General features: G+C 44.8%; 19 protein-coding genes and 2 pseudogenes. 18 read left to right on the forward strand and 3 right to left on the reverse strand.

The window, feature by feature from the left end; translation table 11 throughout:
* Positions 1-41: 41 nt before the first annotated feature.
* Genes ACTNBF_RS10735 through ACTNBF_RS10745 form a run of 3 tightly spaced genes read left to right on the forward strand, consistent with a single transcriptional unit; the run spans position 42 to position 2,555 of the window.
* Positions 42-971, forward strand: coding sequence for a DUF2156 domain-containing protein (locus tag ACTNBF_RS10735; protein ID WP_427805634.1), 930 nt, complete (start codon positions 42-44; stop codon positions 969-971).
* Positions 971-2,035 (forward strand): histidinol-phosphate transaminase, encoded by a 1,065-nt coding sequence (gene hisC / locus ACTNBF_RS10740; protein ID WP_441089264.1) that lies wholly within the window; start codon positions 971-973, stop codon positions 2,033-2,035. The genes ACTNBF_RS10735 and hisC overlap by 1 nt, the downstream gene beginning before the upstream one ends.
* A 10-nt stretch (positions 2,036-2,045) precedes the next feature.
* On the forward strand, positions 2,046-2,555 hold the full coding sequence (locus ACTNBF_RS10745) for a COG2426 family protein (RefSeq protein WP_427805635.1): 510 nt from the start codon (positions 2,046-2,048) through the stop codon (positions 2,553-2,555).
* Positions 2,556-2,614: 59 nt separating this feature from the next.
* Here ACTNBF_RS10745 and ACTNBF_RS10750 read toward each other — a convergent pair whose 3' ends face one another.
* Positions 2,615-3,232, reverse strand: a complete 618-nt coding sequence (locus ACTNBF_RS10750) for a YesL family protein (RefSeq protein WP_441089252.1) — start codon at positions 3,230-3,232, stop codon at positions 2,615-2,617.
* Positions 3,233-3,576: 344 nt separating this feature from the next.
* Between ACTNBF_RS10750 and ACTNBF_RS10755 the strand changes: the two genes are divergently transcribed.
* The 7 genes from ACTNBF_RS10755 to ACTNBF_RS10785 all read left to right on the forward strand — a co-directional run bounded on the left by ACTNBF_RS10755 (position 3,577) and on the right by ACTNBF_RS10785 (position 12,622).
* Complete coding sequence (locus tag ACTNBF_RS10755) at positions 3,577-6,612, forward strand: glycoside hydrolase family 2 TIM barrel-domain containing protein (protein WP_441089253.1); 3,036 nt, start codon at positions 3,577-3,579, stop codon at positions 6,610-6,612.
* Positions 6,605-7,477 carry a carbohydrate ABC transporter permease gene (locus ACTNBF_RS10760; protein WP_441089254.1) on the forward strand — a complete coding sequence of 291 codons (873 nt, stop codon included), beginning with the start codon at positions 6,605-6,607 and terminating at the stop codon, positions 7,475-7,477. The genes ACTNBF_RS10755 and ACTNBF_RS10760 overlap by 8 nt, the downstream gene beginning before the upstream one ends.
* Positions 7,477-8,298 carry a carbohydrate ABC transporter permease gene (locus tag ACTNBF_RS10765; RefSeq protein ID WP_441016077.1) on the forward strand — a complete coding sequence of 274 codons (822 nt, stop codon included), beginning with the start codon at positions 7,477-7,479 and terminating at the stop codon, positions 8,296-8,298. Before ACTNBF_RS10760 ends, ACTNBF_RS10765 begins: the two co-directional genes overlap by 1 nt.
* A 19-nt stretch (positions 8,299-8,317) precedes the next feature.
* Positions 8,318-9,607 carry an ABC transporter substrate-binding protein gene (locus tag ACTNBF_RS10770; RefSeq protein ID WP_441089255.1) on the forward strand — a complete coding sequence of 430 codons (1,290 nt, stop codon included), beginning with the start codon at positions 8,318-8,320 and terminating at the stop codon, positions 9,605-9,607.
* 114 nt (positions 9,608-9,721) lie between these two features.
* A complete protein-coding gene (locus ACTNBF_RS10775; RefSeq protein ID WP_441016071.1) occupies positions 9,722-10,591 on the forward strand; it encodes a DMT family transporter in 870 nt (289 codons plus the stop codon).
* A gap of 21 nt (positions 10,592-10,612) precedes the next feature.
* A complete protein-coding gene (locus tag ACTNBF_RS10780) occupies positions 10,613-11,596 on the forward strand; it encodes a LacI family DNA-binding transcriptional regulator (RefSeq protein WP_441016068.1) in 984 nt (327 codons plus the stop codon).
* 12 nt (positions 11,597-11,608) lie between these two features.
* On the forward strand, positions 11,609-12,622 hold the full coding sequence (locus ACTNBF_RS10785) for a M20/M25/M40 family metallo-hydrolase (RefSeq protein ID WP_441089256.1): 1,014 nt from the start codon (positions 11,609-11,611) through the stop codon (positions 12,620-12,622).
* Between the two features lie 66 nt (positions 12,623-12,688).
* Here the strand turns inward: ACTNBF_RS10785 and ACTNBF_RS10790 are convergent, their stop codons facing one another.
* Together ACTNBF_RS10790 and ACTNBF_RS10795 are read right to left on the reverse strand one after the other, a co-directional pair.
* Positions 12,689-13,546: a pyridoxamine kinase gene (locus ACTNBF_RS10790; protein WP_441089257.1), complete on the reverse strand. Its 858-nt coding sequence runs from the start codon at positions 13,544-13,546 to the stop codon at positions 12,689-12,691.
* 31 nt (positions 13,547-13,577) lie between these two features.
* On the reverse strand, positions 13,578-14,192 hold the full coding sequence (locus ACTNBF_RS10795) for a TetR/AcrR family transcriptional regulator (protein WP_441089258.1): 615 nt from the start codon (positions 14,190-14,192) through the stop codon (positions 13,578-13,580).
* A gap of 225 nt (positions 14,193-14,417) precedes the next feature.
* On the opposite strand from ACTNBF_RS10795, the gene ACTNBF_RS10800 reads away from it, so the two are divergent.
* The 8 genes and pseudogenes from ACTNBF_RS10800 (at position 14,418) to ACTNBF_RS10835 (ending at position 22,650) form a co-directional block, all read left to right on the forward strand.
* Positions 14,418-14,747, forward strand: a complete 330-nt coding sequence (locus tag ACTNBF_RS10800; RefSeq protein WP_441026247.1) for an SCP2 sterol-binding domain-containing protein — start codon at positions 14,418-14,420, stop codon at positions 14,745-14,747.
* Between the two features lie 190 nt (positions 14,748-14,937).
* A pseudogene (locus ACTNBF_RS10805) lies at positions 14,938-15,387 on the forward strand (alpha/beta hydrolase); the annotation flags it as partial.
* A 192-nt stretch (positions 15,388-15,579) separates the two neighbouring features.
* Positions 15,580-16,656: pseudogene (locus tag ACTNBF_RS10810) on the forward strand (AMP-binding protein); the annotation flags it as partial.
* A 113-nt stretch (positions 16,657-16,769) separates the two neighbouring features.
* Positions 16,770-18,101, forward strand: coding sequence for a MocR-like pyridoxine biosynthesis transcription factor PdxR (gene pdxR / locus ACTNBF_RS10815; protein ID WP_441016054.1), 1,332 nt, complete (start codon positions 16,770-16,772; stop codon positions 18,099-18,101).
* Positions 18,102-18,105: 4 nt separating this feature from the next.
* Complete coding sequence (locus ACTNBF_RS10820; protein WP_441026271.1) at positions 18,106-18,933, forward strand: AraC family transcriptional regulator; 828 nt, start codon at positions 18,106-18,108, stop codon at positions 18,931-18,933.
* A gap of 143 nt (positions 18,934-19,076) precedes the next feature.
* On the forward strand, positions 19,077-20,561 hold the full coding sequence (locus ACTNBF_RS10825) for an L-fucose/L-arabinose isomerase family protein (RefSeq protein WP_441089259.1): 1,485 nt from the start codon (positions 19,077-19,079) through the stop codon (positions 20,559-20,561).
* A gap of 37 nt (positions 20,562-20,598) precedes the next feature.
* Complete coding sequence (gene xylB, locus ACTNBF_RS10830; protein WP_441089260.1) at positions 20,599-22,071, forward strand: xylulokinase; 1,473 nt, start codon at positions 20,599-20,601, stop codon at positions 22,069-22,071.
* Positions 22,072-22,185: 114 nt separating this feature from the next.
* Entirely contained in the window at positions 22,186-22,650 is a 465-nt protein-coding gene (locus tag ACTNBF_RS10835) for a hypothetical protein (protein WP_427819696.1), read from the forward strand.
* The last annotated feature ends 23 nt before the right edge of the window (positions 22,651-22,673 follow it).

Raw genomic sequence — 22,673 nt, forward strand, 5'->3', positions numbered from 1 at the left:
TACGGAGTTATTGAAAAAAAAGGAGTATTTGAAGTGATTTTATGATAGAAGCAGAATTCAGAAGACCGGAATTAAGGGATCAGGAGTTGATTTCCTGGTATTTTCGTCAGTATCCGAGCAGAAGTTGTGACCGGACGTTTGCAAATGTGTTTTTGTGGGCAAAACATTATAATGTGGAGTTTGCAGAGTATAAGCGCACCCTTTTGTTCAGGGACAACAGTGCGGGGTATGGATTCGCTTTTCCGGCAGGCGTGGATGAAGATGTGAGAAATGTGATACCGGAGCTGGTAAACCAGGCAAAAGAGGATGGAGAAAGATTCTGTCTTTACGGTATTACAAAAGAACATATGGAAAAGCTGGAAATGTGGTTCCCGAAAGAATTTGTATGTGAATACAACCGGGACGAAGCGGATTACGTCTATGAGACGGAAAAACTGGCGACTCTTTCCGGAAAGAAGCTTCACAGTAAGAGGAATCATATCAATAAATTCCGTCAAGTCCATGCGGGCAACTGGAGTTATGAGACACTGTCCGGAAAAAATCTGGAGGAGTGTTTCCAGATGGCTCTCAGATGGCGAAATGAGAATGGCTGTGAAGAAGATGAAGAGAAGAATGCAGAGATGTGCGTGACGCTCAACTCCCTCAGGTTGTTTGAAGAACTTGGCCTGACAGGCGGAGTATTAAGAGTGGACGGTGAGATCGTTGCTTTTACGATCGGAGAAGCAGTGAATGATGATACCTTTGTTGTTCACATCGAGAAGGCATATGCAGAAGTGGAAGGTTCGTACACGATGATCAATCAGCAGTTTGTGGAGCACGAGCTGTTGGGGAAATATCGATATGTCAACAGGGAAGATGATGTCGGTCTTGAGGGACTCAGAAAGGCAAAGCTTTCTTATAAGCCGGTCTTTCTGGTAGAAAAAGGATATGTGACACTTGCGAACGAACAAAATACAGAAAGGCATGAATGATGAAAGCATTTGAAAAAAATATCAGAAAAGTAGAACCTTATGTGCCCGGTGAGCAGCCGCAGAGAAAGGTGATCAAATTAAATACCAATGAGAATCCATATCCGCCTTCGCCGGGAGTGCTTGCGGCGATGAAGGAACTGGAACAGAATATGGACACGCTTCGTCTTTACCCGGATCCGACAGCGGATCTGCTGGTGAGCGCGCTGGCTGATCATTATCATGTGGGAAAAGATCAGGTTTTTGTGGGAGTCGGATCGGATGATGTACTCGCCATGTGTTTTCTGACATTTTTTAATTCGGAGAAACCGATCTTTTTCCCGGATATTACATATTCTTTCTATAAAGTGTGGGCGGATCTGTACCGCATTCCATATGAATGCAAGCCGCTCGATGAAGAGTTCCGGATTGTGAAAGAAGATTATTACGAAGAGAACGGCGGTGTGATCTTCCCGAATCCGAATGCGCCGACCTCGCTCTACGAGAATCTGGATTTTGTGGAAGATATCCTCAAACACAATCAGGATGTCATTGTGATCGTGGATGAAGCATATATTGATTTTGCAGGAGAGTCCGCGCTGAAGCTGCTTGATAAATATGAGAATCTGCTCATTGTACAGACATTTTCCAAGGCGCGCTCCATGGCGGGTATGCGAATCGGATATGCCATCGGAAGTCCGCTTTTGATCAAATATCTGAACGATGCGAAGTACTCCTTCAATTCCTATACGATGAATAAAACATCGCTTGTATATGGCGTGGAGGCTGTCAAAGACAAAGTGTATTTTGAAGAGACGATACAGAAAATCGTGGCGACAAGAACATGGGCGGCAGAGGAGTTTCGTAAATTGGGATTCGTGTTCCCGGAGCCGGCTGCAAACTTTATTTTTGTTTCTCATCCGGATTATGATGCAAAGGAACTTTTTGAGGCGCTCAAGGCAAATGATATTTATGTGCGTTACTGGGGAAGCGAAAGGATTGAACAGTATCTGCGTGTAACGATAGGAACAAGGGAAGAGATGGAGGCATTATTCGCTTTCCTGAAAAAATATATGAAGAAGTGTTAGGAGAGAATATATGGTAGAATCTTTAGTACAGTGGTTTGTGACGAAGCTGGGGGGCAAGGCGGCAAAGGAACTGATTGTTTTTATTATTTCTATGGTGCCGATTCTGGAACTCAGGGGTGGGCTTCTGGCAGCAGGACCGGCATTCCTGGATATCCCGACCTGGAGGGCGATTCCAATCTGTATTATCGGAAACCTGATTCCGATACCGTTCATTCTGCTGCTCATCAGGCCAATCTTTGCGTGGCTGCGCCGGACAAAACTGTTTCGGCCGTTGGTAGAGAAGCTGGAAACAAAGGCGATGAGCAAAAGCGGGCAGATTGAAAAGTATGAATTCTGGGGGCTTGTGCTCTTTGTGGGAATTCCGCTTCCGGGAACCGGAGCGTGGACGGGATCTCTGATTGCTTCGCTTTTGGGAATCGACTGGAAGAAAGCATTTCTGGCTGTGGTGATCGGAGTGTGCATGGCGACTGTGATCATGTATTTTCTGTCCTATGTGGTGATTGGCGGAATATTTGGGTAAGGAAGAATAGAATAATGGAATTCGGAAGAGAGAACGGCGTGACTTTTGTCACGCCGTTTTTAGCTTTTGCGTTCGTATTTTTCAAATATTTTGCGGAATAAGAGTGATTCAACATACGTAAATGCTGAAGCACCGATAATGCAAGTTATTATGAATAATGCTGCAGCAGTATATAAGGAATAGAATGCAAAGAAAAAAATAGGAATATTCAGGAGGATCAAAGTGAAAAAGTATCCTGGCCAGGTGAGTATCATGTGTGGAATATGCATCATTACCTGTCTACACGTAAACTGGAATCGTGCCAGTATCGGGAAATAATATAGAAAGCAGATATATACAGCCAGAAGAAAAATCCCCGCTACTGTTCGGAGGACAGCTGAAAATGTTCCACCAGTCTGAGTTGATATCCATAAGTTCATGCCGAGAAGAGAAAACGCTGCTGCAAAGGCAAAGAATGATGGGGTTGCCTGCCGGAAGTTTTGCCGGAAAGAGCGAAAGAAATCTTTTATCACATAGGATTCTTCCTTGCGGGTCATCTTCAGATTTACAGAATATAGTGCACAGAGAGAGGCTCCTATAGTAAATATTGGGATGGAGGTTACGATAAATAGAAAATTAAGTAATAATAAATCGACAATTCTTGAAAGCAACTCTAAAATTTTATTTTCCTGATTCATATGAACACCTGCTTTTTCTTTTGTTTAGGAAGCAGATCTTGTACGAATGCCGCAAATGCAGGGCAGTGGCTGATTCCTAAAATTATTATAGAACAAAATAGTAAAAATATCAATATAGTATAGTAAAAAATAGAATTAATTTTACTAAGAGAAAGATTGTTGAAATATTATTGTTATAGTATTAACAAGGAACAAAACATGTAATAAATGTACAAAAATCATTTATATTAGTAGTGCAAATTCACGTTTTGCACAATTGAAGTAAAAAGTATACTAGTAAAATATTGACATTTAACTAGTAAAATGATAATCTTAAACCATCATTAAGATAGGAGGAAAGTGAAGTGTCAAGGAAAAAGAAACGTTGGGAAGATGAAGAACTTCTGCAAATCGGAAGGCGGGAAAGCCATACTGATTTTCATAGAAGTGAACAGATTTCCCCGCGAATCTCTCTGGACGGAGACTGGAAATTCCTGTATTTGAAAGCACCGGAATACTCTCCCGAAGGCTTCTTTGAGTTCGGGTTTCCGGATGCGGCATGGGATAATATAGAAGTTCCATCCTGCTGGCAGTTAAAGGGATACGGATATCTGCATTATACAGATGTGTGGTATTTGTTCCCGATAAATCCGCCGTTTGTTCCCTCGGAAAATCCGACAGGAATTTACCGGAAAACGGTTTTTATTCCGGAAACATGGCATGAGGGCAGAGACATTCTTCGTTTTGAAGGCGTCAGCAGTGCATTTGATGTCTGGATCAATGGCAAGCATGCCGGATACAGCAAGGTCAGCCGTCTTGCGTCTGAGTTTGACATCACAGACCTGATTCATCCGGGGGAAAATCAGATCACGGTGCGAGTATACCAGTGGTCTGACGGAACTTACTTGGAATGTCAGGATATGTGGTGGTACAGCGGAATATTCCGCAGCGTGTCCCTGAGAAATGAGCCGGAGTGTTCGGTGCTGGATTATCAGGTGGAAGCGACGTTGGATGACTCATATCATGTCGGAATTCTGCGTCAGAAGATTCAAGCGTCTGCGTCTGCCGATAAGGCTTCATGGGGGCTTTGGGATGCAGAAGGAAATCAAGTGGCTTCAGGAGAGATCGCAGTTGAGAATGGCATTGCCATGGAAAATGATTTTATCGGAGAGGTAAAACCATGGAGTGCAGAATTGCCGGAGCTCTATACCTTATCATTAACACTGATGAGACAGGGGGAAACGGTCGATGAGGTAACTTTAATGACAGGTTTCCGGCGTGTAGAAGTGAAGGGTGAAAATTTCACGGTAAACGGTCAGCCGATTCTTCTGAATGGAGTCAATCTGCATGATTTTAGTCCAATAGGGGGCGCGACGGTAGAACCGGCAGTTGTGGAGCAGGATTTACGGATGATGAAGCAGTATAACATCAATGCGATTCGATGCTCCCATTATCCGAAAATGCCTTATTTCTATGAGCTTTGTGACCGTTATGGGTTCTACGTGATCGATGAAGCAGATCTCGAAACACATGGATTTGAATGGATTCAGAAATACCAGTGGCTGAACGATACGCCGAGTTGGAAAGAGGCATACTGTGACCGCAGCACTCGAATGGTGAAGGAGCATCGGAATCATCCATGTATCATTATGTGGTCGCTGGGAAATGAATCATCAGTTGGTTCGAATTTCAATGCTTCTGCAGAAGCGATCCGTGCGCTGGACAGTTCTCGTCTGATCCATTATGAGAGCGATTATGATGCGGATATCACAGATGTGTACTCTACAATGTATACCAGGTTGGATGGTATGAAGAGAATCGGTGAGAATAATGATTGTCACGGTAAACCGCATATTTTGTGCGAGTATGGTCATGCGATGGGCAATGGGCCGGGAAATCTGGAGGAGTATCAGGAATTGTTCCACAAATACAAGAGACTGCAGGGCGGTTTTATCTGGGAATGGTATGATCACGGAATTGAACAAAAGGACTCGGAAGGAAATACAACTTATTATTATGGTGGTGATTTTGGAGATGAGCCGAATAATTCAAATTTCTGTATGGATGGTCTGCTAAGACCGGACAGAGTACCTTCTACTGGATTGATTCACTACAAGCAGGTGATCGCACCGGTCAAGGCAGAAGCAGTTGATCTTGAAAAAGGGAGAATCCGGATATCGAATCTGTATTATTTTAGATCGTTGGAGCATTTGTCTATGAAGTACGAGATTGTATATGATGACGAAATACTTCAGACAGGAGTTATTGAAAGCCTGAAAGTGGCAGCTCAGGAAGCGGATGAGTTTGAAATTCCGTGGAAACTGGAAAAGGTTTATCCCGAAACAGATTATTATCTGAATCTTTCATTTGTCTATAATCAGGAAACGCTTTATGGAGAAGAAGGGGATGAAGTGGCGAAAGCCCAGTTCCATCTTCCGGTATATCAAAGCGGAGAAAGAATCATTGATGCATGTACTGAAGAAAGGCTCCTGATAGAAGAGACGCAGGTTCGGGCTGAGGTTACAGGAAGACATGTGAATGTTGTGTTTGATAAGGTAAATGGCCGTCTTCTTACCTATAAGATGGATGGAAGAACCTGGATCATGGAAGGACCGTCTATGAATCTCCGACGTGCAACAATTGACAATGACATGTATAAAGTTGAAGACTGGTATAAAAAGTATTTCCTGAACAAACAACAAGAGCAGATGGAAGAGTTTGAAATTTGTAATTGCGGATCATATGTGGAAGTAAAGATACATACACATTTTTCGCCGCTTAGTATGGCTTTTGGCTTTAAAGGACATTACCGTTACCGGATCTATCCAGATGGAAAAATGGAACTTGCTCTGAAGATGAAAGGATTTAAATACAGTCCTTTCGTACCGGAATTCATTCCTCGCATCGGCGTTGAAATGAAAATACCTTGTGAAATGAGACAAGTTACATGGTACGGTCTAGGACCGGATGAGAATTACAGTGATATGAAGTCAGCCTCTTTCATGGGGGTATATCACAAAAATGTGGATGATATGCATGTGGAATACGCAATGCCGCAGGAAAACGGACATCGTGAAAATGTGAAGTGGTTTGCAGTGGGAGATGACAAAAAGAGTCTTCTGGTATGTGCGAAAAATGAGGTGGGAATGGACGTCCATGACTATACGATTGATGCGCTGGAGGAAGCAAAACATGTAGGAGAAATCAAACGTTGTGATGCCGTGATCGTTCATATTGACGCAAAGCATTCCGGAGTGGGAAGCAATGCATGTGGTGAAGAACAGACGTATGCAAATAAGACAAGGTTGAATGATTACTCTATGAAACTGATCTTTGTAGGTGTTGATAATGAATCGATTATTGAAGAGAGCAAGAAAGTTAAGGTGATGATCCATGAATAAAAAACCGTTGGTTAACCGAAAAACCGTACCATATATAATGATTGCACCGATCGTGGTGATATTTGCCATTTTCATGGTATATCCAATCCTTCGATCATTATATCTTAGTTTTTTCGAGTTGGTATCGGGATCCTACGTTTTTGTAGGGGTAAAAAATTACATAGCACTCTTTAAAGATGAAACATTTTATAAGAGTTTATTTAACACTGTGATTTTCCTTATCGTTCAGGTTCCGGTTATGATCGGTGGGGCACTGTTGATTGCGGTGGCAATTGAACAGAAGTTTATTCGGGGAAAAGCATTTTTCAGAACAACGATTTTTCTTCCGTCCGTTACAGCGTTGGTTGCCTATGCGTTGGTATTCAAAGTGCTTCTGAACGGAGATCATGGTCTGATCAACTATGTGATTGAACTGTTTGGCGGAAAGGGAATTGACTGGTTTTATGGAGAATGGCCGGCAAGATTTGCAATCATCATTTCCATTACATGGAGATGGCTGGGATACAATATGATTATTCTTCTTGCAGGTATTCAGTCTATTCCGAACGAATTAATGGAAGCGGCGGATATTGACGGAGCGACGTTTTGGGATAAATTGTTCTATATTACAATTCCGATGATCAAACAGATTATTTTATTTTGCACGATTACATCTACGATCGGTACATTGCAGTTGTTTGATGAACCTTTTATTCTGACAGAGGGCGGCCCGAATAATGCAACGATCACGATGGGAATGTATTTGTACAACAATGGTTTCCGATACTTAAAATTCGGATATGCGTCAGCGATTGGTTATGTGATGACGATCATCATCGGATTGCTGTCAGTATTCCAGTTTAAAGCTACAAAGGAGGAAGGCTAATGAAATCGGTAGGTAGAGCAATCGGATATATCGTTTTGGCAATTGGTGCATTCCTTTCCCTGTTCCCGTTTTATTTCATGTTTGTATCGGGAACAAACACAAACAATCAGATTCTGTCTGTACCGCCTAAACTGACACCGGGAACTGAGCTTGCAGAAAACTTTGCGATTCTGAGCGGGAAGATCGATCTTTTGACCAGTATCTGGAATACACTTTTTGTATCAGTTGTGTATACGGTTCTGGCGCTGCTCCTTTTCTCAATGGCAGGTTATGCACTGGCAAAATTTGATTTTAAAGGAAAAGGTATTATTTTTGGATTCGTAATGGGATCTATGATGATTCCTTCGCTGGTTATGTATGTACCGTTATTCGAGATGATGATTAAGATCAATATGACGGATAGCCATTGGGCAGTTATACTTCCGCTTCTGGCAAATGCTTTCGGTATTTTCCTGATGCGTCAGAATATGCTGAATTTCCCAACAGCACTTATGGAAGCAGGGCGGATCGACGGAGTCGGTGAAATCGGAATATTCTTCCGCATCGTTTTGCCGAATATTAAACCGGCTTTGGGAGCTCTGGTGATTTATATGTTCACAAGTATGTGGAACAACTTTATGTGGCCACTCATTATTTTGGGAAGTGAAGAAAAATACACACTTCCGATTGCATTGGCCATGCTGGATGGAAATCCGACAAATAAGAACTATGCGGTTATCATGCTTGCTACAGCTGTAGCTACCCTGCCGATCCTGATTATTTTCCTGGTATTCCAGAAGCAGTTTGTTGCGGGAGTTATGGGTGGAGCAGTAAAAGAATAGTAAGGAGGAGAAAAAGATTATGAAGAGAAGAATGAAACGAGTTATGGCAATGGCACTTGCACTTGCGATGACAGCATCAGCAGTGCTTACCGGATGTGGCGGTTCAAAGAAGAAAGCAGAAGATGGAGAGAAAGTGTTAACAGTATGGGCATGGGATGTTGCATTGATGCAGCTCCAGGAAGCAGCAGAAGTTTACCAGAAGGATCATCCGGATGTAAAATTTGAATTTGAGGAAATGGGAACAGATCAGATTTACAAGAAATTATCGACATCTCTTGCAACAGGTAATGGTATTGCAGACATTATCGCAATTGAAGGGGATGTGCTGGTTGGATATGCCGATAAATTCCCGGAAGGATTTCTGGATGTATCTGATGCAGTGAATACAGATGAATTCCTTGCTTCAAAACTTGCTGAAGTAACATATAAAGATAAAGTGCACGCATTCCCGTGGGATGCAGGCCCGGTGGGTATGTTCTATCGTACAGATTATTTTGAACAGGCAGGCGTGAACCCAGAAGACATCCAGACATGGGATGATCTGATCGAAGCAGGAAAGAAGATCGAAGCTGCGTGCAAGACTCCATCAGGTGACCCGGTTAAAATGATTCCGGTTGATCCGAAAAAGAGCAGCCTTTATTCTCTGATCCGTGGTGAATTCGGTATTGGTGTTTTTGATGAAGATGGTAATCCGATCGTCGATGACGAACGTTCAATTTCTGCAATGAAGATGGCGGATAAGATTTATGATTCCGGTGTGGCTCTCAACTATAACGGATGGGATGAGTATGAGCAGACGGTTGTAAATGAATCAGTTGCATGTATTCCGGAAGCAGTGTGGATGATCGGTACCATTAAAGACAAAGGACCGCAGACAGAAGGTAAATGGTCTGTTATGGATATCCCGAAGATTGAAGGTGGAGAATACAGCTGCAGCAACGGAGGTTCTGATCTTGCAATTAACGCAAAGACAGATTACCCGGAAGAAGCGAAAGATTTCGTGAAATTTGCTATGACTGATACTACACTCCAGGCAAGTGGATTTGAAAAATACGGTTTGTATCCTTCATATATTCCAAGCTACGAAGAAGAAGTGTTCCAGAAAGGTGATGCTTTCTTCGGAGAAGGTAATGTTTATGAGATCTTTATTGAAAATGGACAGAAGGTTGCTGACACCCCGATTTCTCCAAATGCCCAGGAAGCTTCTGATGCAATCGGTGTAGCTGTTTCCAAGATTCTACTGAATGGAGAAGATGTTGAAAAAACAATGAAAGATCTTCAGAAAGAATTGGAAACAAAATTCCAGTAGATAAGAGAGTAAAACAAGATAAAGATACTGGTAAAAACGTGATTAAAAAGGGGCAGTAAAATGTCCCTTTTTTATGTAAACTATGATATACTATTAAGAATGGAGAATTGGTTCATGAAGAAATATTTAGGAATAATCGGGCTCCTCACTGTGACTATCATATGGGGCGGAGGGTTTGTGGCCAGTGATATGGCTTTGGAAACTCTGACACCCTTTCAGATCATGACAGTTCGTTTTCTGATCGCGGCTGTGATTATGACATTTTTGGGAAGAAAACAGATACCGACCATTACAAAGGATGAAGTAAAATGCGGTTTCAGGCTGGGAGCGGCCCTGTTTGGCGGATTTGCTCTTCAAATCATAGGACTTCAATATACGACTCCTTCTAAAAATGCATTTCTGACGGCAACAAATGTAGTGATTGTTCCGTTTATTGCACTTGTAATCTATCGGAAGAAGATCGAATTACGAAGCCTGATCGGTGCTGTGATGGCAATCATAGGCGCAGGTATACTGTCACTTCAAAGTGATTTCTCTTTGGGACTGGGAGATACACTGACTTTACTGTGTGCGGTGTGTTTTGCGCTTCAGATATTCCTGACGGGGGAATATGTGGGAAGAATTCGTCCGACCGTACTGAATTTTCTTCAAATGACGACCGCTTTCGTCTTGTCGGCTGCAGGACTTGTAATTTCGAGAGATTTTGTATTTAGACCTTCTGAGAAAAGTTTGCTCGCTGTGCTGTATCTGGGGGTGGTGAGCACAACCATCACATATTTGCTGCAGACTGTATCGCAGAAATATGTGGATGAGACAAAATCAGCGATTATATTGTCGATGGAGGCGGTGTTTGGTACAGTTTTTTCTGTCATTTTGCTGCATGAACAAGTGACTGTGCGCATGATTATCGGGTCAGTTCTGATTCTCTCAGCAGTCCTGGTATCTGAGGTTCAGTTGTCCGGAAAAACTGAAACAGCAGAATAAAATAAAAAAGGTGGAACATATATGGCAACAATTAAAGACATTGCGGCTAAAGCCGGAGTATCAATAGCAACAGTATCCAGAGTATTGAATCATGATGAGACATTGAATGCTCAAGAAGAGACAAAACAGCGGATTTTTGAAATTGCTGAGGAACTTGAGTATGAAGTCCGGGTAAAAAAGAGAAAAAAGAAGCTTAAAGTTGGTGTATTTTATTCTTATTCACCGAAAGAGGAACTTGAAGATCCATATTATCTTTGTATTCGGCTGGCAATTGAAAAACGGCTTGAGGAGGAAGGGTACCGTAAGCAAGTGGTGAATATTTCGGATACACAGGATTCTCTGGCGGGAATTGACGGTGTCATATGTGTAGGAACTTTTAGCAAAAAAATGGTAGAACATATTGGTTCTTGGGGAAAACCAGCTGTGTTTATTGATACATGTCCTGATTTGGATCGGTTTGATGCGATTGTTATCGATTATAAGCAGGCTGTGAAGTCTGTGCTGGATTATTTGATTGAGAACGGGCACAGTAAGATCGGGTTCATAGGAGGGGTAGAAACGAATGAAGAAGGAGAACTGGTTCCGGATGAACGGACAGAAACCTTCAGACAGTATTTGACGGAAAAGGGAATGTATCATCCGGAGTGTGTAAAAATGGGACGTTATCATGCAAGATATGGACACAGTCTATTCAAGGAAATGCATGAGGAGGGAAATCTTCCTACGGCTCTTTTCGTGGCAAATGATTCCATGGCAGCGGGCAGTTATCGGGCAGCTTATGAATTGGGAATGTCGATTCCGGATGATATCAGTATTATAGGGTTTAATGATCTGCCAACGGCAAAATATATGGTACCGCCGCTTACGACAGTCCGTTTATATATGGAATTCATGGGGGAATATGCGGTTCATATGCTGGAGGAACGGATCAACGGAAGGGATATTTGTTTGAAAGTTATTGCACCGACGAAATTATATATCAGGGATAGTGTAAAAAACATTTAGGAGCAAAGGAAAATGAATGAGCAATTTTTAAATGAGATACTGAACCAGGTTTCTGTATCCGGCTATGAGGAACCGGTGCAGGAGGTTGTGAAAACATATATGGAACATACGGCAGACGAGATCCGTGAGGATGAAATGGGGAATCTGATCTGTATTCTGAATCCGGAAAGTGAGAGACGGATCATGCTTTCTGCCCATGCGGACGAAATCGGCGTGATGGTTTCCAATATCACAGAGAATGGACGGCTTCAGGTGGTCGACCGCGGAGGAATCATCGCCGGAACCTATCCGGGGCAGCAGATCAAGGTGCATATGCCGGACCAAGATGTATACGGAGTTGTGGAGGGCAGAAGAGAGCTCTTCAAAAACAGTGAGCTGAAAGCGACGGATTTTCTGATCGATATTGGTGCAAATTCCAGAGAAGAAGCACTTGAGAAGGTTGCGCTCGGCGCACCGGTCGTGCCGGATACCCATATCCGCGCCATGATGAATGGAAGATTCACGGCACGTGCACTGGATGACCGCCTTGGAGTGTTCATTATTATGGAAGCGCTGAAAAGAGCGAAAGAAAAAGGGTGCAAAGCGGGGGTCTATGCCGCATCTACGGTCGGGGAGGAGACGACGAAAAGCGGTGCATATTGGACCAGCGCACGTATCAAGCCGCATTTGGCCATTGTGGTGGATGTGACTTACTGTAGTGATTACAGTGGAATGAATCCGGCCGAAACGGGTACGGTGGAACTTGGAAAAGGACCGGTACTCTGCAACAGTCCGATCGTCGTAAAAAAACTGAATCAGAAAATGGAAGCGTGTGCCCAAAAGGCGGGGATTCCAGTTCAAAGAGAAGCAGCGAGCCGTCTTACCTGTACAGACGGGGACAAGATTCATTTCTCAAATGAGGGCGTGCCGATGGTCCTTGTATCGATTCCGCTGCGTTACATGCATACACCGGCGGAAGTGGCGGATGAAAAAGATGTAGAAGGATGCATCGAACTGATCGCGGAATTTCTGACAGAAATGGAATAGAATATAATATAATTAAATAAGATGGCAGAGCCTGAAGTTAATGGGACTCTGCCATCTTTTTAAGTTCTATTGATCCAGCAAAAGCGGAAGAAATGGTTCGAAATTGATTCCGTCATTTCGCGGAACGCCTTCCGCAGCCGTCTCGGTCAGTGCTTCCTCCAGAAAACGAACGGCCCGTGATACCCCGCAGTATGCGCTGTTTCCGCGCACCATATCGGCGCAGACGACGGAGGCGAGGAGATCGCCGGTTCCAGAGTAGCTTCCGCCGTGAATCTCAGAGGAGACACTTTGGCAGCCGTCGGAGGAGACAATCAAGTTGTAGTATTTCGGAGCAGAATCTTCTGCTGCTTTGTGAATGATCCCAGTGATGATTACAGTGCTTATCCGGGATTTTAAAAGCGGTTTTGCCATCATTTCGATGCGTCTCAGGTAATCAGGTTCTCCTGTATGAGAGAAAATTGCATCATAATCGGCATCGGCAAGAAGACAGCATTCAGTCAGATTCGGAGTAATGACATCAGCATGGAGTGCCAGCCTGCGCATCTGTTCACGGAGTGCAGGTGTGTACATATCAAAAACCTTTCCCATATCTCCCATGACGGGGTCCACAAAAAGCAAGGTATTCTCTTTGCGGAATACTTCGTTGAAATGCAGGATCTTCTCAACCTGAGCTTCACTTCCGAGAAAACCGGTATAAATTCCGTCCAGTGTGAGGCCCCGTTTCTGCCATTCTTCTGTGAAAAAATCAATTTTGTCCGTAAAGTCATCATAATAATAGCTTTCGTATCCGGTCTGATTCGTCAGAACAGCGGTGGGCACCGGGCATGCCTGTATGCCCATCACCGAGATGACCGGAATCGCTGCGGTCAGAGAACATTTACCAAGACCGGACAGATCCTGGATGACTGCCACTTTTTTAACCATATCTCAAACATTCCTTTCTGAAACTGCATCTCTAGAAAACAGTAAGAAAATTCAAAGAGCCGGGCGGCGTCTCCATCCCTTTTCCCAAAAGCGAGATGAGCCCGCGGATGGTATCTTCAATTTCCTCCTCACTGGACGGAACCAGGGTATTATCCAACTTGACGGTGAGGACAATGAGGGCGATCTCTGCAAGAGCTGCCGGCTGGTCAAAGTGAATATCACCGTTTTCGATTCCCTGCCGGATGATCTCGGTCAGTTCCGGTTTGAGTTCGGAAATCAGGTGTTTTATATATTTATGATGGAGAAAGGATTCTCCCTTCGCATTCGTCTCCAATGTGCCGGACGGATGGTAGCGAAATGCTGAGGAAGAATTCCTGCATGCTTGGAAGATCATGGCCATACGCGTGAATGAAGAAATATCGGTCTGGCGCGAGAGTGTCTTTGCAGTCTGGATCGGTGATTCGTAATTGCGTTTTACGAGGGCGTCCAGTATGGCATCTTTGGATGGAAAATAATAGTAGATGCTTCCTTTTCCGATTCCGGCCGTCTGTGCAATTTCACTAACAGATATGTTCTGAAGTGTTTTGTGCTCTAGAAGGGACTGCAGAGCATCTAATATTTTGTCATATTTTGTGGAATTACGCATGTTTCCCTCCGAAAATTGTGATTTTTTGTCGATAGCGAACAGTAATTTTATTCAGTATAACATTATAAAGTCCCGGTTACAACCGAAAAAACACACAGAAATCGGGAAGAAGGACAGATTTTTTGTGACAATTCATGAATTGACCCGTGGTCGAAAAGCATAGTATGATGAATGAAAAATAAATCGACTCATGGTCGAAAATCAACCCAGAGGGAGAATATGGAAATGACTTATGCAGATATTTTTTCGGAATTAAAAAGAAGATTTATGGAAGCGGATGTGAGTGATATTCAGGAACATCTGGCTTATCAGTTTAATATCATTGGTGAAGGATCCGGTATATTTTATGTGGAAGTGAAAGAGGGGAAACTGTCTGTAGAACCATATGAATATTATGACAGAGATGCCATGTTTACCTGCAGCGGAGAGACTTTGATGAAGATTGCAGACGGAAAGATGGATCCGATCATGGCCGTGACGCTTCAGAAAATGAAGGTAGAAGGAAATATTGACAAGGCGCTTTGTTTCAAACAGCTGATTGACAGCAGAAAATAGAAGGAAGCTCTGGGATTTGAATAAGGAGAAGAACAGTATGAGATTTTGGAAAGCAGCTGCGCTTCTGACAGGAACACTTACTTTGGCAGAAGCAGGAGGAACGGCCTATTTCTACAGAAGAACAATGATAAGAAATAATGCAGACATGAAGAGAACCATGAAGATGGCAGGCACGGACTGGAATCAGTACATGGATATCATTCAGGACAGGAAAGAGAAACTTGTTGCGAATCCGCATCAGGATCTGTATTTGACATCTGACGACGGATTGAAACTTCATGGCACCTGGTTTCCCAATCAGGATGCGAAGAAAATTGTCATCTGTTTCCACGGATATACCAGTCAGGGGATGAACGATTTCGTCGGGCTGTCGGATTATTATCTGAGAAATGGTTTCGCAATGCTTCTGGTTGATGAGAGAGCACATGGTATGAGTGAAGGGGAACAGATCGGATTTGGGTGTCTGGACCGGCACGATGCGATGGGCTGGATCAGAAAGGTGATCGAAATCTGCGGCGAAGATGTGGAAATTCTGCTCCACGGTATTTCCATGGGCGGAGCGACCGTCCTGATGACTGCGGGACTGGAACTTCCGGCCCAGGTAAAGGCGCTGGTGTCTGACTGCGGATTTACTTCACCGAAATATGTGTTTACCCATGTGCTACATACCATGTACCATCTTCCGGCATTTCCGATGATTCAGATCGCCAGTCTTGTGAATCAGAAGCGGGCGGGATATGGTCTGGATGACTGCAATGCGGCGCGTGAGGTCGGAAAGGCGAAGATCCCTGTGTTGCTGATCCACGGGGATGCGGATACTTTTGTTCCGTGTTCGATGTGTGAGCTGATCGATCGGGCAGATGTGACTGTCCTGGTGCTGGATGAGATCCGCGCAGATGTGGCGGCAATTGTAAAAGATAGATGTCCGAAGTTGAAAACCCTGATTTCCATGCAGAAAACGGAACAGGATGAACAGGCATATTCGTTCTGGCAGCTTCTTGAAAAGCAGGAGGCTGGATATTCGTATGAACCGGAACCGGATCAGCTTTGTACGATTATGTTTACCTCCGGTACGACCGGAAAAAGTAAAGGTGTCATGCTGACCCACCGGAATCTGGCGGAGAATGCGACTTGCCTGGATATGAAGATCCCGCCCCGTACAACGATCCTTTCTGTTCTGCCGATTCATCATGCGTATTGCCTCAGTATGGACATTCTCAAAGGTATTTCACTGGGCAGTATCATTTGTATCAATGACTCGCTGCTTCGTGTGGCAAAGAATATCCGTCTGTTCCAGCCGGATATGATCGATCTGTTTGAATCCTATGGGATCACGATTCTGCAGGGATATGGTATGACGGAGTGTGCACCGGTCATCAGCACGAATGTGAGCTGGGATATCCGGAAAAATTCGGTTGGAAAGCTTCTGCCGAACTGTGAGGCGAAGGTGGTAGACAAAGAACTCTGGGTCCGCGGCAGCAGTGTGATGCAGGGATACTATCATATGCCGGAAGAAACAAAGGAGACGCTGGTGGACGGCTGGCTCAGAACCGGAGATCTGGGATATGTAGATGAAGACGGCTTTGTCTATCTGACCGGTCGGAAGAAGAATCTGATCATTACGAAAAACGGAGAGAATGTGTCTCCGGAAGAACTGGAGAACAAGATTGGTGAGGCCCGCCTTGTACAGGAAAATCTGGTTCGTGAAAAAGAAGGCGTGATCGAGGCGGAGATATTCCCGGATCTGGATTATGTGAAAAAGAAACGGATCAAAAATGTGGAAGAAGAACTTCAGAAAGTGATCGATGCTTATAATCAGGAAGCACCGGCGTATAAAAGAGTGTACAAACTGAAGGTCAGAGAGCGGGAGTTTGAGAAAACGCCTTCTAAGAAAATTAAACGGTATTAAATCGGGCGTTGAGCGCCTGGTCAGGATATGGTATGATAAAAAGAGGATTGCAGGTGCAGTCCTCTTTGTTTCAGCTATATATATTTCTGATAAAAGCACGGGAGGTGGAAGAGATGTCTACAGCACTGGAAAACCAGGATATTCCGCGGTATCTGCGCGTGTATCATTATTATAAAGAACTGATCCTGAGCGGAAAGCTGGCACCGGATACGAAGCTTCCGTCGATCCGGAAGGGGGCGATCCAGCTTCAGATCAGCCGCACGACGCTGGAGAACGCTTATCTGCTCCTTGCCGCCGAGGGATACATTCTCTCCAAACCGCAGAGTGGGTATTATGTCACAGACATTGCGGTGCAGAAGAAAAAGCCGTCGGACATCGGAGAGGTGCGAAAAAGCAGGAAGAAACAGGAAATACAGTACGATTTCGTGACCTCGAACGTGGATCGGGAGAGTTTCCGGTTTGAACTCTGGAGACGTTATATGAAGAGCGCGCTGCGTCAGGATACAAAACTTCTGACTTATGGCGAACCGCAGGGAGAGCAGGAATTCCGGGAAGTGCTCAGTTCTTACCTTCACAAGGTGCGGGGAGTGATCTGTTCGCCGGAACAGATTGTGATCGGGGCAGGTGTGCAGAGCCTTTTGCATATTCTCTGTCCGATGATCTGGGAGCGGAAGACGGCTGCATTTTATAATCCGGAGTTTGTGCAGGGACGCGCGATCTTTGAAGATTACGGATTTACATTTGCAGAAAACTACAAGGAAGAGGGCTGCAAAGTATATTATCTTTCGCCGTCACAGATGACGAAGTGGGGAGGTATGATGACGGTTTCCGAACGGCTTGCGCTGATCGGGGAAGCTGAGGAGAGGGATCTGCTGATCATAGAAGATGATTATAACAGTGAGTTCCGCTATTTCCAGAGGCCGACTCCGTCCCTTCAGGGACTGGCAGGCGGAAGAGGTGTGGTGTATCTGGGGACCTTTTCCAAAATGCTGCTTCCGTCCATTCGAATGAGTTTCATGGTGCTTCCGCCGGAACTTCTGGAAAGCTATGATGCACGAAAGGACCGTTATAACCAGACGGCATCCAAGGCAGAACAGATCGCACTGACACAGTTTATCCGCGACGGGCATCTTGCCGGGCAGATCCGGAAATCCCGGAAAATACATATGGCAAAGGCAGGACAACTGGCAGCTACGGTGGAACAGGTTCTCGGAAGGAAGGCAAAAGTCAGGATCGGCGACTCGGGTTTCCATGTCTATGTGGAGCTTGATACGAAATTACCCGCCGGGGAAATTGCGGAAAAGGCGAAGGAGAAAGGGCTGCTTCTTTCACCGGTGCCTGCTGATAACAGGGAGTCAAAATGTACGATCATGATGAATTGTGCAGGTGTGCCGGTGGATAAATACCATGCGGCGATGAAGCTGCTGGAAGAATGTGTGGGGTGAAGAAATGGAAGTGACACATGAACTGATCGTGCCGAATGAGGACCTGCCCTTTAAAATGTTTTTATTTGAGGGCAAAAACGGGAATTATTTCCGGGATAAACACTGGCACCGGTCGGTTGAGATCTTTGCGGTGTTTGACGGAAATCTGGAATTCTATATTGATGAAAAAAAGACGGTTCTTGCCGCCGGAGAATTTGTGATCGTGAATTCCAATGAGATTCATTCTATCGTGGCCAGAGAGCCGAATCAGACTGTGGTACTGCAGATGCCGCTTGGCACATTCGAAGCCTATTATACGGATGAGCAGTTTATCTGTTTTACACATAGTGACCGGGGCCAGGATGCATTTGTCATGCAGCTTGTCCGCGATATGTTCGTTACATATCAGGAAAAAAAGACGGGCTATGAACTGAAAGTGCAGAGCTTATATTATATGCTGATCTATCTTATGGTCACCCGTTACCGTAAACTTGAGGTGAGTGAGGAGATCGTCAGATCCCGCAGAAATCTGGGGCGTCTGTCAGAGATCATCAGTTATATTAAGGAGAATTATACCTCTGAGATTTCACTGGAAAAGCTTTCGGAGGTGTTTGGATATTCACCGACGTATCTGTCCCGGATGTTCCGGAAATATGCACATATGAATTATAAATCCTATCTGCAGAGCATCCGGCTGGAGTACGCATACAGAGAACTGGAAAATAGCGAAAACAGCATAGGAGAAATAGCAGAGCATCATGGATTTACGGACGCAAGGGCATTTACAAGAGCCTTTAAAACGAAATACGGAATGCTGCCAAGTGAATATAAAAAGACAAAAAATTGCAGTTAAATAGACAAGTTTTCGGTAGTTGAAAAATCACTGAAAATGCTATACTATAGCTGACGATACGAATTCTGGACAGTGAGAAGCCAGAAATACGATGGGGATAAAAAATGGAACAACATAGTTGAAATGAACAGGAGGAATGAATCATGAACAACATGCCAGAAGTGAAAATCGGAATCGTTGCAGTCAGCCGTGACTGTTTTCCGGAGAGCCTTTCCGTAACAAGAAGAGAAGCCCTTGTAAATGCATACAAAGCAAAGTACGGGGATAACGATATTTACGAATGTCCGGTCTGTATCGTGGAGAGTGAGATCCACATGGTACAGGCGCTGGAAGACATCAAAAAGGCCGGATGTAATGCGCTGGTCGTTTATCTTGGAAACTTTGGACCGGAGATTGCAGAGACGCTCCTTGCAAAACATTTTGACGGACCGAAGATGTTCGTGGCAGCGGCAGAAGAGACTGGAAATAATCTGATTCAGGGACGCGGGGATGCATACTGCGGTATGCTGAATGCAAGCTACAACCTGAAGCTCCGTAACATCAAGGCATATATCCCGGAATATCCGGTGGGAACTGCCGGGGAATGTGCGGATATGATCCATGAGTTTGTACCGATCGCACGCGCAATCATCGGCCTGAACGACCTGAAGATCATCAGCTTCGGACCGAGACCGCTCAATTTCCTGGCATGCAATGCGCCGATCAAGCAGCTTTATAATATCGGAGTTGAGATTGAAGAGAACTCCGAACTGGATTTATTTGAAGCATATAACAAGCATGCAGGTGATGAGAGGATCCCTGCTGTTGTGAAAGAGATGGAAGAAGAACTCGGCACCGGCAATAAAAAACCGGAAATCCTGCAGAAACTTGCACAGTATGAACTGACATTGAAGGACTGGGTGGAAGCACACAGAGGATACAGAAAATACGTTGCGATCGCAGGAAAATGCTGGCCTGCTTTCCAGACGCAGTTCGGATTTGTTCCATGCTATGTGAACAGCCGTCTGACGGCGCAGGGAATTCCGGTATCCTGTGAAGTGGATATTTACGGAGCGCTCAGCGAATTTATCGGAACGGTCATCAGTCAGGATGCGGTTACCCTGCTTGATATCAACAATTCCGTACCGGCTGATCTTTATGAAGAAGATATCAAAGGAAAATATGACTATACACAGAAAGATACATTTATGGGATTCCACTGCGGCAACACCGCATCTTCCAAGCTTTCTTTCTGCGAAATGAAATACCAGATGATCATGGCAAGAGCACTTCCGGAAGAAGTGACACAGGGAACGCTGGAAGGCGACATCGTGCCGGGGGACATTACATTTTTCAGACTGCAGAGCACTGCCGACAACATTCTTCGCGCATACATTGCACAGGGCGAAGTACTTCCAGTAGCGACCCGTTCCTTTGGTTCCATCGGCATCTTCGCGATCCCGGAGATGGGACGTTTCTACCGTCATGTACTGATCGAGAAGAATTTCCCGCATCACGGAGCCGTTGCGTTCGGTCATTACGGAAAAGCACTGTTCGAAGTGTTCAAATACATCGGTGTGCCGGTCGAGGAAATCGGATATAACCAGCCGAAGGGGGTAAGATATCCGACCGAGAATCCATGGACGTAAGAAACGTTCGGAACCGCAGGTAAATGGAGGAATAAACATGCTGTATATTGGAGTAGATTTGGGAACGTCAGCGGTGAAGCTGCTGCTCATGGACGAAAAAGGTAAGATAAAAAGAATTGTATCGAAGGAATATCCTCTGGAATTTCCGCATCCGGGATGGTCTGAGCAGCATCCTGAGGACTGGTATGAGAGATCTGCGGAAGGAATCCGGGAACTTGTGGACGGGTTCGATAAAGAGCAGGTTGCAGGCATCAGCTTTGGAGGTCAGATGCATGGTCTCGTCATTCTGGACGAGAACGATGAGGTCATCCGCCCTGCCATTTTGTGGAATGACGGAAGAACGACAAAAGAGACAGATTATCTGAACCAGGTAATCGGAAAAGACAAGTTATCGGAATACACGGCCAATATTGCATTTACCGGATTCACTGCCCCGAAGATCCTCTGGGTGAAAGAAAAGGAACCGGAGAATTTTACCAGAATCAGGAAAATCATGCTTCCGAAGGACTATCTCGCTTACCGGCTTTCCGGAAGCTTCTGCACGGATTATTCCGATGCGTCCGGAATGCTTCTCATGGATGTGAAGAACAAGTGCTGGTCTAAGGAAATGTTGAAGATCTGTGGTATTACAGAAGAACAGCTCCCGAAGCTTTATGAGAGTTATGAAGTGGTTGGAAATCTGACACCAGAAGCAGCCCGGGAACTGGGGCTGCACGAGCAGGTGAAGGTGATCGCAGGAGCCGGAGACAATGCGGCGGCAGCAGTCGGAACGGGAACCGTAGGCGATGGAAAATGTAATATTTCCCTCGGAACTTCCGGAACGATCTTCATTTCCAGCGGAAAATTCGGTGTAGATAAACAGAATGCGTTGCATTCCTTTGCTCATGCGGACGGAAAGTATCACCTGATGGGATGTATGCTCAGCGCTGCGTCCTGCAATAAATGGTGGTCCGAAGAGATCCTGGGGACGACAGATTATGTGGCGGAGCAGGAGCAGATCACGAAGCTGGGAGAGAATCATGTGTACTATCTGCCGTATCTGATGGGAGAGCGCTCTCCGCATAACGACCCATTTGCAAGAGCGACCTTCATCGGAATGACGATGGATACTTCCAGATCGGATATGACACAGGCCGTTCTGGAGGGCGTGGCATTTGCACTCAGAGATTCCCTCGAAGTGGCGAGAAGTATCGGGATCCGCCCGGAATGCACCAGAATCTGCGGTGGTGGAGCCAAAAGTCCGCTGTGGAGAGCGATGATTGCCAATATTATGAACCTGACGGTGGAAGTGATCGAAAGCGAAGAAGGTCCTGCACTTGGAGGAGCGATTCTTGCCGCGGTCGGCTGCGGCGAATATCCGGATGTAGAGACGGCCGCAAAAAAACTGGTGAAAGTGAAAAAGATCATTGAACCGGAAAGAGAACTGGTCAGAAAATATGAAGTACAATATCAGAAATTCCGCAAAATTTATCCGGCAGTCAAAGAACTTTTCCGTGATATTTCGGAATAATTTATAAAAAGGTCCACTGGACCTTTTTTTGAGTTTTCGGCACCGTTGACATGAAAGTTGAAACCCCGTATAATTGATAACAAAGAAAGTCATATACAGGAGGATGATAATTCTATGCTTATTGCAGGAAATGACGAAGAAAAGAGAAATAGATTATGGAATTATGCCATGAGGGGAGCGACGATACTGATACTCATCGTGGCAGTGTTTTTCTTATATAAAGGATTCTTTGGCAATCCGCTGGAAGGAACCTGGAATCAGGAGGACAGTGATATGATTCTGGAAATCAGGGGAAAGAATCAGGCAAATCTTGTATGGGATAATCTGATCGAGAATCAGACACTGACTGTGGATATGGAGTATTCACTGGATAAATCTAACAAAGAGATCACCTTCCAGATCCATCAGGACGCTCTGGAAGCGGCTGCGAAGAAGCTGGATGGCGGTGCCTCGGCCGAGGACATTGAATCTGCCGTCAGTTCCATGCAGACCAAATTCCATTACAGTGTGGACGGAAGGGAACTGACATTGACAGAATGGGATTATGGGGATCAGATGTTCTTTACAAAAGGAAAATAACCGGCATCTGGAACGTTTGAACG

Source organism: Bariatricus sp. HCP28S3_A4 (genome assembly GCF_052066395.1).
GTDB lineage: Bacteria > Bacillota > Clostridia > Lachnospirales > Lachnospiraceae > Allocoprococcus.